The 13,880-nt window shown below is 68.0% G+C and carries 13 protein-coding genes and 1 pseudogene; 11 read left to right on the top strand and 3 right to left on the bottom strand.

The genetic code is table 11. The annotated features are described in order from the left end of the window. The 7 genes from OS124_RS0110575 to OS124_RS0110545 all read left to right on the top strand — a co-directional run. The coding region (locus OS124_RS0110575; protein ID WP_010139558.1) for an ATP-binding cassette domain-containing protein at positions 1-359 on the top strand (359 nt) is incomplete at its 5' end. 83 nt (positions 360-442) lie between these two features. After that, on the top strand, positions 443-1,162 hold the full coding sequence (locus tag OS124_RS0110570; RefSeq protein WP_010139556.1) for a transporter substrate-binding domain-containing protein: 720 nt from the start codon (positions 443-445) through the stop codon (positions 1,160-1,162). Positions 1,163-1,316: 154 nt separating this feature from the next. Beyond that, the gene (locus OS124_RS0110565) at positions 1,317-2,204 is read left to right on the top strand and encodes an ABC transporter permease (RefSeq protein ID WP_010139555.1); all 888 of its coding nucleotides are present in this window, start codon (positions 1,317-1,319) and stop codon (positions 2,202-2,204) included. Next, positions 2,204-3,043, top strand: a complete 840-nt coding sequence (locus OS124_RS0110560) for an ABC transporter permease (protein ID WP_010139554.1) — start codon at positions 2,204-2,206, stop codon at positions 3,041-3,043. Before OS124_RS0110565 ends, OS124_RS0110560 begins: the two co-directional genes overlap by 1 nt. A gap of 233 nt (positions 3,044-3,276) precedes the next feature. Further along, positions 3,277-4,593, top strand: a complete 1,317-nt coding sequence (locus tag OS124_RS0110555; protein ID WP_010139553.1) for a glutamine synthetase family protein — start codon at positions 3,277-3,279, stop codon at positions 4,591-4,593. Between the two features lie 142 nt (positions 4,594-4,735). Continuing rightward, positions 4,736-5,416, top strand: coding sequence for a type 1 glutamine amidotransferase (locus OS124_RS0110550; protein ID WP_010139552.1), 681 nt, complete (start codon positions 4,736-4,738; stop codon positions 5,414-5,416). After that, the gene (locus tag OS124_RS0110545; protein WP_010139551.1) at positions 5,413-6,786 is read left to right on the top strand and encodes a glutamine synthetase family protein; all 1,374 of its coding nucleotides are present in this window, start codon (positions 5,413-5,415) and stop codon (positions 6,784-6,786) included. Before OS124_RS0110550 ends, OS124_RS0110545 begins: the two co-directional genes overlap by 4 nt. Here OS124_RS0110545 and gcvA read toward each other — a convergent pair. Next, positions 6,743-7,738, bottom strand: coding sequence for a transcriptional regulator GcvA (gene gcvA, locus OS124_RS0110540; protein ID WP_010139550.1), 996 nt, complete (start codon positions 7,736-7,738; stop codon positions 6,743-6,745). The genes OS124_RS0110545 and gcvA overlap by 44 nt on opposite strands. A gap of 130 nt (positions 7,739-7,868) precedes the next feature. Between gcvA and OS124_RS0110535 the strand changes: the two genes are divergently transcribed. Both OS124_RS0110535 and OS124_RS0110530 read left to right on the top strand, forming a co-directional pair. Beyond that, the gene (locus OS124_RS0110535; RefSeq protein ID WP_010139549.1) at positions 7,869-8,786 is read left to right on the top strand and encodes a DMT family transporter; all 918 of its coding nucleotides are present in this window, start codon (positions 7,869-7,871) and stop codon (positions 8,784-8,786) included. A 93-nt stretch (positions 8,787-8,879) separates the two neighbouring features. Next, on the top strand, positions 8,880-10,097 hold the full coding sequence (locus tag OS124_RS0110530) for a DegT/DnrJ/EryC1/StrS family aminotransferase (RefSeq protein ID WP_010139547.1): 1,218 nt from the start codon (positions 8,880-8,882) through the stop codon (positions 10,095-10,097). Between the two features lie 78 nt (positions 10,098-10,175). Here the strand turns inward: OS124_RS0110530 and OS124_RS0110525 are convergent, their stop codons facing one another. Beyond that, positions 10,176-10,910 (bottom strand): hypothetical protein, encoded by a 735-nt coding sequence (locus OS124_RS0110525; RefSeq protein WP_010139546.1) that lies wholly within the window; start codon positions 10,908-10,910, stop codon positions 10,176-10,178. Positions 10,911-11,137: 227 nt separating this feature from the next. Then, the gene (gene truA / locus OS124_RS0110520) at positions 11,138-11,905 is read right to left on the bottom strand and encodes a tRNA pseudouridine(38-40) synthase TruA (protein ID WP_010139545.1); all 768 of its coding nucleotides are present in this window, start codon (positions 11,903-11,905) and stop codon (positions 11,138-11,140) included. A gap of 346 nt (positions 11,906-12,251) precedes the next feature. Between truA and OS124_RS0110515 the strand changes: the two genes are divergently transcribed. Further along, positions 12,252-13,682 carry a YcjX family protein gene (locus OS124_RS0110515; protein ID WP_010139544.1) on the top strand — a complete coding sequence of 477 codons (1,431 nt, stop codon included), beginning with the start codon at positions 12,252-12,254 and terminating at the stop codon, positions 13,680-13,682. Then, positions 13,679-13,880 (top strand): annotated as a pseudogene (locus OS124_RS0110510) (hypothetical protein); the annotation flags it as partial. The gene OS124_RS0110515 and the pseudogene OS124_RS0110510, both read left to right, overlap by 4 nt.

The following is a 13,880-nucleotide window of genomic DNA, read 5'->3' as shown; positions in this document are numbered from 1 at the left end:
CCGACGCCTGGCCAGCCCAGCTGTCCGGCGGCCAGCAGCAGCGCGCCGCCATCGCACGCGCCCTCTGCATGGAGCCCGAGGCGCTTCTGTTCGACGAGCCGACCTCGGCGCTCGACCCCGAGCTGGAACAGGAAGTCGTCAAGGTGATCAAGGACCTGGCCGCCGAGGGCCGCACAATGCTGCTGGTCACCCATGACATGCGCTTGGCCGCCGATGTCTCGGACCAGGTGGTCTTCCTGCATCAGGGCAACCTGATCGAACAGGGCACCCCCGCCGAGATCTTCGGCGCGCCGAAGACAGAACGGCTGCAACAATTCCTCAGCGCCACCACCAGCGACCTCGCGGTTCCGGGCGACTGACATCCACTTTCCGAGCCCGGGCAAACCCGGGCCGGTTCACCGCGGCGGCCCTGCCCGCCCGCAACACCACCGGGAGAAATCCAATGAACAAGCTCATCCTCAGCACTGCGCTCGTGGCGCTCACCGCAGGCGGTGCCCTGGCCCAGGACGTGGTCCGCATGGGCACCGAGGGTCAGTACCCTCCGTACAACTTCATCGACGACAACGGCGAGGTCGCCGGCTTCGAGCGTGAGCTGGGCGACGAGATGTGCGCCCGCGCCGGCCTGACCTGCGAGTGGGTGACCAACGACTGGGATTCGATCATCCCGAACCTGGTCTCGGGCAACTACGACACGATCATCGCCGGCATGTCGATCACCGACGAGCGCGACGAGGTCATCGACTTCACCCAGGACTACTACCCCCCGACCGCCTCGATCTACATCGCCATGGACGAGGGTGTTGACCTCAAAGGCGGCGTGGTTGCGGCGCAGACCGGCACCATCCAGGCCAGCTATGTCGCCGAGACCGGCGCCACCCTGCTGGAATTCGCCACCGGCGACGAGACCATCGCCGCCGTGCAGAGCGGCGAGGCCGATGCGGTCTTCGCCGACAAGGACTTCCTGTTGCCCTACACGGAAAGCGGTGAGCTGATGGTCGTCGGCGAGGAAGTGCCCCTCGGCGGCGGCGTCGGCATGGGCCTGCGCGAAAGCGACACCGAGCTGAAAGAGAAGTTCGATGCCGCCATCACCTCGATGAAGGAAGACGGCTCGCTGAACGCCCTGCTCGACAAGTACTTCGAGGAAGGCACCGGCACCTACTGAGGCCGGCAGCGCCTCGTCCCGGTGCCCGCTCAGGCCGGCGCCGGCCGAGGACTGCGCGGGGATGATCCCGGGGGCCGAAAGGCCCCCGGTGCCGGGGATTTCCCCGGCGCCCCGCCCCCCAACGTTCCACCGCGAAGCCTCCAGGAGGAGCGCCTTGTTCGACTTCTGCGCCGATCCCGACCTGCTTGAGAGAGGCCGCTGGCTGGCCTGCTACCTGACCACCCCCAAGCACATGATGTTCTATCAGAGCTTCGGCGTGGTCATCCTGCTGATGCTGATCACCGCGCCGGTCGCCCTTGGGGCCGGCTTCCTCGGCGCCCTCGCCACCCGGTCGCACATCGCGCCGCTGCGCTGGCTCGGCAAGTTCTATACCTCGATCGTGCGCGGCGTGCCCGACATCGCCTTCTTCCTCTTCGTTCCGCTGGCGCTGGACCAGGGCCTGGAATACCTGCGCCACAAGGCGAAATGCCCCGACTGGGACGCGCCGATCCGCCAGGGCAGCGACTTCGTCGTCTGCGCCCAGGCCAAGCTGCCGCTGTCCTCGACACCGCAGGTCTGGCACGAGCTCTACGGCGTCGCCCTGGCCATCGTGGCCTTCGCCTTCGTCTTCGGCGCCTTCTCGGCCTTCGTGCTGTCGGGCGCGATGAACGCCGTGCCCCGCGCCCAGCTCGAGACCGCCGAGGCCTACGGCATGTCGCGCCGCCAGGTCACCCGGCGCATCCTGATCCCGCAGATGTGGGCCTATGCCCTGCCTGGCCTGTCCAACCTCTGGATGATCCTGATCAAGGCCACGCCGCTGCTCTTCCTGCTGGGCGTCGAGGACGTTGTCTACTGGGCCCGCGAACTGGGCGGCTCGAAGACCTCGGCCTATGCCTACCCCCATGCGGACTGGCGGCTGTGGTACTTCCTCGCCCTGCTGGTCTTCTATCTCGGGGTGACCCGGCTGTCCGAGATCGCCTTCGCCCGCCTCACCCGCCGCCTGTCGCGTGGCCAGCCCACGGCGCAGGGCATGAAGGAGGCCCGCAAGGGAGCACCCGCATGATGAGCTGCATCGAGACCATCCAGTCCTACGGCCTGCGCTCCATCGGCCTGGGCGAGCGGCTGCTGCCGCGTACCGACTTCACCCTCTGCGACCAGTTCGTGCTGATCGGCTCGGGGATGATCTGGAACCTCTACTTCGGCCTCGGCGCGCTTCTGCTGGGCTTCTGGGCCTCGATCGGGATCGCCCTGGCGCGCAACTCCGAGAACCGGTTCCTGCGCAAGCCGGCCGACTGGTTCGTGTTCATCTTCCGCGGCTCGCCGCTGTTCATCCAGTTCTTCTTCTTCTACGCCCTGTTCAGCCAGCTGCCCCGCGAAGGGGTGCCGATCAACCTCGGGGTGGTCCAGTTCACCGCCGAGACCTCCTGGCTGACCCGGGCCTGGGGCGGCGCGCTGATCACCCTCTTCCTCAACACCACCGCCTATGCCGGGGAAATCTTCCTCGGCGGGCTGCGCTCGGTGCCGAAGGGCGACCTCGAGGCCGCCGACGCCTATGGCTTCTCGGGCTGGAAGAAGTTCCGCCGGATCACCTTCCCCACCATGCTGCGCCTGGCCTGGCCGGCCTATACCAACGAGGCGATCTTCCTGTTCCACGCCACGACGCTGGTCTACTTCAGCTCGTTCCCGGCGCGCCAGCAGCAGGGCGATGCGCTCTACTATGCCGACTACTTCGCCTCGAAGACCTTCAACCCCTTCATCCCCTATCCGATCCTGGCGATGTACTTCATCCTGCTGACCCTTGCTGTCGTCTTCGTCTACGGCGCGATCTACCGGCGGCTGAACCGGCACCTGCCGTCGAACCAGAAGCGCCGGATCCGCTACCGCCCGCAACTGGTGCGCTAGCGGCGCGCCCGGTCCCGGCGGCGATGACAGGCAAGGCGCACCCCCCGTCACCCCTCGGGGCCGCCGCCGGCCTGCCGGGCAAATTCCGGGCGCCACCGGGGCGCACCCGCACCGCTCTGAGGACCAAAGCTGGATTTGATCATTTTCCGGCTTCCGCTCGAAGAGGGGATGGGCCACAATACCCGTGATTTGATCATATTGAAGATGCGGCCTGCGGGCCGCGAGGGGTTTCGATGAATTTCGAGCAGTACCGCACCTTCCGGGTGGCGGCGGCAGATCTCAACGGCCAGATGCGGGGCAAGCGCGTGCCCCTGGCCTCTTACGACAAGCTTGGGCAAGAGGGCTCGCGGATGCCGCTCTCGGTGCTCAACGTGGATATCTGGGGTGCCGATATCGAGGACAGCCCGCTGGTCTTCGAGACCGGCGACGAGGACGGCGTGCTGAAGCCGACCGAACACGGGCCGGTGCCGATGCCCTGGCTCGACAGCCCCTCGGCGCTGGTGCCGATGTGGATGTTCCACGATGACGGCACCCCCTTCGCCGGAGACCCCCGCCACGCCCTGCGCGCCGTGCTGGACCGCTACGCCGCACGCGGCTGGACCGTACAGGCCGCCGTCGAGATGGAATTCTACCTGGTCGACGACACCGGCCATCAGCTCTCGGCGCCGCAGAACCCGATCTCGGGGCGGCCCGTCTTCGGCAATGCCATCCTGTCGATCCGCCAGCTGGATGCCTTCGACAGCTTCCTGACCGATCTCTACGATGCCTGCGACGCGATGGACATTCCCGCCGACAGCGCCTCGTCCGAGGCTGGCCTCGGCCAGTTCGAGATCAACCTGGCGCATCGCGACGCCATGGCGGCCGCCGATGATGCCTGGCTGTTCAAGGCGCTGGTGCGCGGCATGGCGCGGCGTCACGACATGGCCGCCACCTTCATGGCCAAGCCCTTCCCCAACGATGCCGGCAACGGGATGCACGTGCATTTCTCGGTGCTGGACGAGAACGGCGACAACATCTTCGACAATGGCGGCCCCGAGGGCACGCCGCTGCTGAAGAACGCCGTTGCCGGCTGCCTCGCGGGTCTTGCGCCCGGGACCCTTGTCTGGGCGCCCCATGGCAACAGCTACGAGCGGTTCACCCCTGGCGCCCATGCCCCCACCGGGGCCTGCTGGGCCTACGAGAACCGAACCGCCGCGATCCGCATCCCCTCGGGGCCCGCCAAGGCGCGGCGGATCGAGCACCGCGTGGCCTGTGGCGACATCAACCCCTACCTGGTGCTGGCCACCATTCTCGGCTCGGCACTGGTCGGCATCGAGGACGGCCTGCAGCCCCCCGCGCCGATCACCGGCAATGCCTATGAGCTGGACCTGCCCGGCGTCATGCCCGACTGGGCCAGCGCGCTGGACCGCTTCGAGAGCGATCCTCTGATCGCCCGCATCTTCACACCCGAGCTGATCCGCAACTTCACCATGACCAAGCGGCAGGAAATCCGCCGCCTGGCCGAACTGCCTGTCGAGGAACACTGGAAGGTCTACCTGGAAACGGTCTGACCCGCGCCCGCTGCGAGGGCCCGCCGGAACGCCCGCCCGGGCAGCCACCGCAGCCGTGGCATCCGGCGGCTCGATATCTGCGCGGCCCCCTTGCCGCCTTCCCGTGCCTCCTCTACCTTCGCGGTACAACAGACGGTGTTTCATGAAAATCGGCATCCTCCAGACCGGACATGCACCCGAGAAAATGCTTGACGAGATGGGGGATTACCCCGGGTTCTTCAAGCGGCTTCTCGAGGGCAATGACTTTACTTACGAAACCTACGCCGTGGTCGACGGGACCTTCCCGGACGGGCCGCGCGCCTGCGACGGCTGGATCATCACCGGCTCGCGCCATGGCGCCTACGAGGACCACGACTGGATCCCGCCGCTTGAGGATCTGATCCGCGAGATCTACGCCGCCGGAGTGCCTCTTGTCGGCATCTGCTTCGGTCATCAGATCATCGCCCAGGCGCTCGGCGGCCAGGTCGAGAAGTTCGCCGGCGGCTGGTCCGTCGGCCCGGTCCGCTACACCGGCGAAGCCGGCAGCAAGACGCTGAACGCCTGGCACCAGGACCAGGTCACCCTGTTGCCGCCCGGCGCCCGCGTCCTGGCCTCTTCGCCCTTCTGCCAATATGCCGCCCTGGCCTATGGCGATCACGTCTACACCCTGCAGCCGCATCCCGAGTACGGCGCGGATGCCATCAGCATCCTGCTCGAAACCCGCGCGCCGGGCGTTGTGCCCTCCTACCTGATCGAGGAGGCCACGCAGCGGCTGGACACGCCGACGACCGAGGCCGACGAGGCCGCCCGCATCGCCGCGGTGCTGAAAGGAACCCCCGCATGAGTACCGAGACCCCCAGCGACTGGACCGACCATATCCCCGAGGCGGCCCGCGCCTACCTCGAGAACCGCCGCCTCGACGAGGTGGAATGCATCATCTCGGATGTGCCCGGCATCGCCCGCGGCAAGGCCGTCCCGGCCTCGAAGTTCGCCCGGCAGAAGAACTTCCACCTGCCGAACTCGATCTTCTTCCAGACCATCACCGGCGACTGGTCCGATGCCGCCGGCGACGAGGGCTTCATCGAGCCCGACATGATCCTGGAACCCGACCTGTCGACCGCCACCGCAGCTCCCTGGACCGGCGACTGGACGCTGCAGGTGATCCATGATGCCTTCGACCGCAAGGGCCGCCCGATCCCCTTCTCGCCGCGCAACGTGCTGAAGCGGGTCTGCAAGCTGTACGAGGAACAGGGCTGGAAGCCCGTCGTCGCCCCCGAGATGGAATTCTACCTGGTGGCGCGCAATCTCGACCCGGCCAAGCCGATCGAGCCGATGATGGGCCGCTCGGGCCGCCCCGCCGCCGCGCGCCAGGCCTATTCGATGACCGCCGTCGATGAATTCGGCCCCGTCATCGACGACATCTACGACTTTGCCGAGGCCCAGGGCTTCGAGATCGACGGCATCACCCAGGAAGGCGGCGCCGGGCAGCTGGAAATCAACCTGCGCCATGGCAACCCGGTCAAGCTGGCGGACGAGGTCTTCTACTTCAAGCGCCTGATCCGCGAGGCTGCGCTGCGCCATGACTGCTTCGCCACCTTCATGGCCAAGCCGATCAGCGACGAGCCCGGCTCGGCCATGCATATCCACCACTCGGTGCTGGATATCGAGACCGGCAAGAACATCTTCACCGGCCCGGCCGGGGGCGAGACGGATGCCTTCTACACCTTCATCGGCGGGCTGCAGAAGCACCTGCCGGAATGTATCCCCCTGCTGGCGCCCTACGTGAACAGCTACCGCCGTTACGTGAAGGACCATGCCGCGCCGATCAACCTGGAATGGGGCCGCGACAACCGCACCACGGGCATTCGCGTTCCGATCTCCTCTCCCGAGGCGCGCCGGGTCGAGAACCGCGTCGCCGGGATGGACTGCAACCCCTACCTCGGGATCGCCGCCTCTCTCGCCGCGGGCTACCTCGGCCTGATGAACGAAGAGCGCGCCGAGAAGCAGTTCCGCGGCGATGCCTACGAGGGCGAGGGCGACTTCCCCCGCACCCTGGGCGAGGCGCTGGACACGATGGACGAGGCCACTGCCCTGGCCGAGGTTCTCGGGCCCGAGTTCCTGCGCGTTTATTCCATCGTGAAGCGGACCGAGTACGAGGAATTCCTCAACGTCATCTCTCCGTGGGAACGCGAGCACCTGCTGCTGAACGTCTGAGCCGGGGCACCATGCCATCCAGGGGCCTCCGCCGATCTGGCGGGGGCCTATTCTTTCGCCGCGCCTGCAGCGCCCCGGCGGTCTCCAGCAACCAATGGCGAAGGGTCGCCGCGCCCCCGGCACCGCAGCCCGCTTCCGGGTAGACCAGGTAATAGGCCAGGTCGCTGGCAAGGCCCTGGGGAAAGGGCGCGACCAGTCGCCCCTCTGCAAGCTCGCGCGCCACGAAAGAGCGCCGCACCAGCGCCACCCCCAGCCCCGACAGCGCCGCCTCGATCGCGCCCGTGCCGTCGGCGAACAGCACCCCCGCCGTCGCCGCGACCTCGGGCGCCCCGGCGGCGCTCATCCAGAGCGGCCAGTCGTAGCGGTGTTCGTCGTGCAACAGCCTTGCCCGAGCAAGATCTGCCGGGTGTGACAGGCCACCGCGGCTCTGCCGGTACCCCGGCGCGCAGACCGGGGTCAGCTCGTCATCGAGCAACCGTTCGCAGGTCAGCCCCGGCCAGCGGCCCAGGCCATACCGCACCGCGATGTCGATTCCATCACGCCGGAAATCCAGCACCCGGTTCGAGGCGCTGATCCGAAGGTCGATGCCCGGATGGGCTGCTTCGAAAGCCGCAAGGCGCGGCAGCAGCCACTGGCTGGCAAAACCCGAGGTGCAACTGAGCGTGACCACCTCCGGCCCCTGCGGCCGCCGGGCCCGTTCACTGGCCTCGCGCAGGATGCGGAAGGCACTGCGGAGGGCCGGGAACAGGTCGGCGCCGGTCTCGGTCAAGGTGATCTGCCGCGGCCTGCGATGGAACAACGGGCGGCCCAGATCGCGCTCAAGTTCGCGGATCTGCTGGCTGATCGCCCCTGGGGTGACCCGCAGTTCCGAGGCGGCCAGGGACATGCTGCCGTGGCGCGCCGCCGCCTCGAAGGCGCGCAGGGCATTCAGCGAGGGAAGACGGGTCGACATGATTTAGATGTTCTCTCCCATCCGGCCAGAAAGACTGGTTTGCCGCTACATGCTTTTGCCCCGATAAATCGCGCCAGTCCGCAGCGGCGAAGCGCGGCACAGGTTAGAATTAATTGATACGGATCCGACCATGACGCGGCAACCTCCGATCCGCGCCCTCGACTGGGCGCTTCTCGTCCTGCTTTCAGTTCTCTGGGGCGGATCTTTCTTCTTTTCCAAGGTCGCCCTGGCCGAATGGCCACCGCTGAGCATCGTGCTGGTGCGGGTCAGCTTCGCCGCGCTGGCCCTGCTGGTCTACCTGCGCGCCACAGGGCGCACCCTGCCCGCCGGCTGGCCGGTCTGGCGGGCCTTCTTCCTGATGGGGGCGGTGAACAACATCATCCCCTTCAGCCTGCTGTTCTGGGGGCAGACCCAGATCGCCAGCGGACTGGCCTCGATCCTGAATGCCACGACGCCGGTCTTCGCCATCCTCGTCACCCGCGCCCTCGCCCCCGGAACCCTGATCACCGCCAACCGCCTGGTCGGCATTGCCCTCGGCCTGGCCGGGGTCGCCGCGCTTGTCGGCGGTGACGCGATCTCGGATCGTGGCTTCCCGGTGCTGCCGATGCTGGCCTGCCTTGGCGCAACCCTGTCCTACGGCTTCGCCGGATTCTACGGCCAGCGCTTCCGCCAGATGGGCGTCGCCCCGGCGGCCGGAGCCTTCGGCCAGCTCACCGCCTCGACGGTGCTGATGATCCCCATTGCAGCGCTGATAGACCGCCCCTGGACACTGGCCGCACCGGGCCCTGCGACACTTCTGGCCCTGCTTGCCCTGGCCCTTCTGTCGACCGCGCTGGCCTATGTGATCTACTTCCGCAGCCTCGCCGCCATCGGTCAGCTCAATACCTCGCTGGTGACGCTGATGGTGCCCGCCAGCGCGATCCTGCTGGGCAGCCTGGTGCTGGCAGAGCGGCTGTCGGCCAATCACTACGCCGGCCTGGCGCTGATCGGGCTGGGCCTGCTGGCCATCGACGGGCGGATCTTCGCCCTGGCCCGCCGTCGCGCCTGACGGCGCCGACCCTGCGTTACACAGTTTTCACTTTGCCGGCGCCGCCGCTTCCGTTAGATTTCCCGAAAGAGAGTTTCAGGAAAGCCGAAGACCATGACCCTGCCGCCGAATGTCTACGATGCCGAGCCGATCCCCGAAGCCGCCCGCGCCGAGGTCGAACGCCTGCTCTCCTCCGGTGATCTCTTCCGCTACACCGCTCCCGAGAACGCCCCCGTCACCCTGCTGGAAACCGAATTCGCCGAGATGCTGGGCACGAAATATGCCCTGGCGGTCTCCTCCTGCTCGGCAGCCCTGTTCCTGTCGCTGAAGGCGCTGGACCTGCCGCGTGACGCGCGGGTGCTGATCCCGGGCTTCACCTTCGCCGCCGTGCCCTCTTCGGTCGTCCATGCGGATTGCCAGCCGGTGCTCTGCGAGGTGGGCGAGAACTACCGCATCGACATGGAAGATTTCGCCGCCAAGCTGCAGAGCTGCCAGGCGGTGATCATCAGCCACATGCGCGGTCATACCTCGGACATGGACGCCATCATGGAGCTCTGCGACGCAGCCGGCATCCCGGTGATCGAGGACGCGGCGCACAGCCTCGGCACCACCTGGCATGGGCGCAACATCGGCACCATCGGCACCATCGGCTGCTTCTCGTTCCAAAGCTACAAGCTGCTGAACTCCGGCGAGGGCGGCATCCTGGTCACCGATGACGCCGACCTGGTGGCCCGCGCCATCATCATGTCCGGCGCCTATGAGCACATGTGGAAGAAGCACAAGGCCCGCCACGGCGAGAATTCCAACGACCTGATCGAGGCGCTGGAGCGCTGGCAGAATCAGCTGCCGCTCTACAACCTGCGCCTGTCGAACCTCTCGGCCACGCTGATCCGCGCCCAGATCCCCGAGGTGCCGCGCCGGGTGCGCGATGGCCGCCGCAACCACGACCACACCGCCGCCGCCATCTCGGCCAGCCCCTGGATCGAGGTCCCCGCCAAGCTGGCCCCGGAAGAGCGCGCGCCCGACTCGCTGCAGTTCAACCTGGTCGGCCTGTCGGATGCCCAGACGCTGGCCTTCCAGCAGGCCGCCGGCAAGCGCGGCATAAAGGTGCAGGTCTTCGGCATGTCCACCGACAATGCCCGCGCCTTCTGGAACTGGCAGTTCATCCAGGACCTGCCCGAGCTGCCCCGGACCCGCGCCATGCTGATGCGCGCCTGCGACTGCCGCCTGCCCGCCCGCCTGACGCTTGAGGATTGCGACCTGATCGCCGCCGCCCTGGTCGGCGCGGCCGAGGATGTGATGAACGGCGCCATCACCCACGCCGCCGAGTAGGGCCCGGGATCTCCCCTTGCACATGACTGCCCTGAGGCCACCGCCTCGGGGCGGCCTCGTTTTGAGCGGCGGGCGCAGTCACTGCTGTCGCGGAAAGAAGCACTTCGGGTTCAGCCAGTCCACATAGGTCTCCGGCCCTGCCGGGTAGACCTCGAAATCCCGCTCCGGGCCTGCGATCGCACGGGCCGCGTTGCTCATCGCGATGATGGCTTCTGCGCCGTCGAAGCTGCCGCTGATCAGCACGCCCGGATCAGGTGCATGCAGGGCATAGAGCCCGGATCGCCTGAGAGCGACGGCCTTTGCATCATCGGCCAGGGCTTCGAGCGACACTTCCATGCTCTCGGTTCTGAACTCGTCATAGGCGGTCAGATGGGTCAGCCCGAAGCGCCCAAGGAACCGTGCCAGGGCAGGTTCGAGGATCGCAGGCGGCGCGTCGCTTGCAGGCAGGTAGAGGTTTCGCGCCTCGGTCCATGCGGAGATCTCTTCCTGCAAGGCGATGCCTGCCCGCTCCGCATAGCCGAGGGCACTCAGCAGCCAGACTGCGCGAAAGAAGGTCTCGCGGTCTCGTTCCGGTGCGACGGCAACATGGACCGCGTGCCAGCTGACGGCCTCGCCCAGCCGTTTCACCCGATCATCGAAATCCGAGCCCCTCTCGCCCGGGGCCTTCACCGGCTCGTAGCGGTCATCCCCCTCCGCCCCCTCGCGGCGCAGACGGAAGAACGGATAGGGCGCGATGAAGACATGCGGATAGATCCCCTGCCAGTGCCGCCGCAGCGGAACCGAAATGTCCGGACACTCGATCTGCCTGTTCACCCGTCGCCCCCATCCAGTTCGAATGCCCGAAGGCCGGCCCGGGACCATCGTTTTCCACTATCGGTCGTCCCGTGCCTTTACCCGTCTCTGACGGCTGACGGCTGACGGCTGACGGCTGACGGCTGACGGCTGACGGCTGACGATAGCCGCCCGGGGGAAGTGTTCAAGGACCATCCAGGGACGGCGGGCGGGGCGTCGTGGCCCGAAGGCCACGCGCGCCGGTGCCGTCAAGCGAAAGGATCGTCCGGATATCCGACCCCGGCCAGGTAGAGCCCCTCCGGCGGGCAGACCGGCCCGCAAGCCGCCCGGTCCCGCGCCTCCAGCGCCTCGCGCACCTGTTCGGGCGCCCAAGCGCCGGTGCCGACCCGCTCCAGCGTGCCGACGATCGAGCGCACCTGGTTGTGCAGGAAACTGCGCGCCCGCAGGTGGAACTGCAGCTCGTGCCCCGAGGGCCCCTCGACAGCCTCGATGCGGATCTCGTCCAGCGTCTTCACCGGGCTCGCCGCCTGGCAGATCGAGCTGCGGAAGGTGGTGAAATCGTGGTTGCCCAGCAGGTAGGCCGCGCCCTCGCGCATTGCCGCCGCGTCCAGGTCCTGCTTCACCTGCCAGACCAGCCCGGCCTCGAAGGTCGCCGGCGCCCGCCGCATCAGCAGGCGGAATAGGTAGCGCCGCTCCTGCGCCGAGAACCTTGCGTGCCAGTCCTCCGCCACAAGGGCGCAGGCCCGGATGGCCACCGGCAGCGGTTTCAGGTGAAAGTTCAGCGCCTCTGACAGGCGGAAGGGATCCCAGTCACGCAAAAGGTCGCAATGGGCGACCTGCCCCGTGGCATGCACCCCCGCATCGGTGCGCCCGGCCGCGGCAATCGTATGCGCGCCCGGCTCAAGCTTCGCCAGGGCAGCTTCAATGGCCCCCTGGACCGAGGGCTGATCGGCCTGCCTCTGCCAACCGGCAAAGGGGCCGCCATGGTATTCGACTTGCAAGGCATATCTGGGCATGAGGCGCGGCTTAGCCCAAAGACCCGCCCCTCGGCAATCCCGCCTTACTCCCCGGGGAGTAAGGCGCACGGGCGCGGCTTCGCCCAAGCGGCCGCCCCGCGCCCTGCCCGGCCCCGGTTTGCAAACTGCAAAGCGTTACCCTCTGCAAATTTCCGCGCAGCCCCGCCGTCCCGTCCCGTCCCGGGCGATTTTGCAAAGCTGCAAACCGTTAACCTTTGCAAACCCGGCACCTGTCCGAAGCGGGCCAAGGCCGCCTCCCAGAGCAGCCCTGCCCGCCACCGCCTCGCGCCTTGGAATATCCGCGGCCCGCCTCTATCTTGATACGGGCAGGCAGAAGGACGACCACGTGACGGCAGGCATTTCCCGCTTCGGCATCGGCACCCTCGCGGATGGCGTCTCGCGCCAGGTCGAGGCCGCCTCGGACAGCCTCTCTGCCGCCTTCTTCGAACCGGTCATCCGGCTGGGTGTCACCGGCATGGCACGTGCCGGCAAGACGGTCTTCATCACCTCGCTGGTCGCCAACCTGCTGAACCGCGCCCGCATGGCCGGGCTGGTGGCCGAGGCCGAGGGACGTATCCTGGCAACCTTCCTGCAGCCGCAGCCCGATGTCACCCTGCCGCGCTTCGATTTCGAGGATCACCTTGCCGCCCTCACCGGCCCGGCACCGCACTGGCCAGAAAGCACCCGCTCGATCTCGGAGCTGCGGCTGTCGTTCCGCATTCGCCCCACGGGGCTGCTCGGCGGGGTCTCTGGGCCGCGCACCCTGCACCTGGATATCGTCGACTACCCCGGTGAATGGCTGCTCGACCTCGGGCTGATGGAAAGGAGCTACGCCGACTGGTCCGCCGACCTGCTGGCACGGATGGACAGCCGCCCCGCCGCCCGGCCCTTCCTGCAGGCCGCCCGGGCCGCCGCCCATACCGCCAGTTTCGAAGAGGCGAAGGCACAGGAACTGGCCCGTCTCTATACCGCCTACCTGACCGAGGCCCGCACCCTCGGCCTGTCCGATGTCACCCCCGGCCGCTTCCTGCTGCCGGGCGATCTGGCGGGCTCGCCCGTCCTCACCTTCGCGCCCCTGCCCCCGGAAGACCGCGCGCCCCGTCGCGGCCTCTGGCGCGAGATGGAACGCCGCTACGAGGCCTACAAGGCCCGCGTCGTCAAACCCTTCTTCACCGAGCATTTCGCCAGGATCGACCGCCAGGTGGTGCTGGTCGACGCGCTCTCGGCAATCCATGCGGGGCCCGAGGCGGTCGACGACCTGGGTCGCGGCATGGAGGCGATCCTCGCCGCCTTCCGTCCCGGGCGCAACGCCTGGCTGACCCAGTTCCTCTTCGGCAAGCGGGTCGAGAAGATCCTCTTTGCCGCCACCAAGGCCGACCACCTGCACCATTCCCAGCACGACCGCCTGACCGCGGTGCTGGACGAGTTGCTTGCCTCCGCCACCCGCCGCGCGGATTTCGCCGGCGCCCGCACCGCCTCGATGTCGATTGCGGCGCTGCGCTGCACGGTCGAGGAAAGCCTGCGCCACGAGGGCCGGCTTCTGGACTGCGTGCGCGGACAGCTTGAAGACGGGCGCGAGGCGGCGCTTTATCCGGGCGAACTGCCCGAGGATCCGACCCGCATCACCCGTGGCTTCGCGGCAGGCGAGCGCTGGCTGGACGGCGATTACCAGATCATGAAGTTCCGTCCCGCGCAGCTCTCCCTCCGTCCCGGCGAGGGGCCGCCGCACATCCGCCTCGACCGCGCGGCGCAATTCCTGCTGGGAGACCGGCTGTGACGCCCCGGCCCGCCCGGATCTGGCATCTGCCCGCGCTGGCCCGGGTGCTCTGGGCCCACACCCGGGCCGAGGGCCACCCGCGCGCCCGCTCGCGCCTGTCGGACCTGGCGCTGCTGAACCGCTTGCGCCGCCGCGACACGCTGCGGCTGATCCGCCACGGCGGGCAGGTCGCGGGCTTCCTGGCCCGCCGCGACGGGC

Source organism: Oceanicola sp. S124 (assembly GCF_000220565.1).
Classification (GTDB): Bacteria; Pseudomonadota; Alphaproteobacteria; order Rhodobacterales; family Rhodobacteraceae; genus Pseudooceanicola.
Note: the sequence above shows the minus strand (reverse complement) of the source record. Positions and strands in the feature narration are given on the sequence as shown.

What these genes read in the sequence shown, in the direction of transcription:
- OS124_RS0110560 (WP_010139554.1), top strand. Translation starts at nt 2,204, where the DNA reads ATGAGCTGCATCGAGACCATCCAGTCCTACGGCCTGCGCTCCATCGGC.
- gcvA (WP_010139550.1), bottom strand. Translation starts at nt 7,738, where the DNA reads ATGTCGACCCGTCTTCCCTCGCTGAATGCCCTGCGCGCCTTCGAGGCG.
- OS124_RS0110530 (WP_010139547.1), top strand. Translation starts at nt 8,880, where the DNA reads ATGACCCTGCCGCCGAATGTCTACGATGCCGAGCCGATCCCCGAAGCC.
- OS124_RS0110545 (WP_010139551.1), top strand. Translation starts at nt 5,413, where the DNA reads ATGAGTACCGAGACCCCCAGCGACTGGACCGACCATATCCCCGAGGCG.
- OS124_RS0110550 (WP_010139552.1), top strand. Translation starts at nt 4,736, where the DNA reads ATGAAAATCGGCATCCTCCAGACCGGACATGCACCCGAGAAAATGCTT.
- OS124_RS0110535 (WP_010139549.1), top strand. Translation starts at nt 7,869, where the DNA reads ATGACGCGGCAACCTCCGATCCGCGCCCTCGACTGGGCGCTTCTCGTC.
- truA (WP_010139545.1), bottom strand. Translation starts at nt 11,905, where the DNA reads ATGCCCAGATATGCCTTGCAAGTCGAATACCATGGCGGCCCCTTTGCC.
- OS124_RS0110570 (WP_010139556.1), top strand. Translation starts at nt 443, where the DNA reads ATGAACAAGCTCATCCTCAGCACTGCGCTCGTGGCGCTCACCGCAGGC.
- OS124_RS0110555 (WP_010139553.1), top strand. Translation starts at nt 3,277, where the DNA reads ATGAATTTCGAGCAGTACCGCACCTTCCGGGTGGCGGCGGCAGATCTC.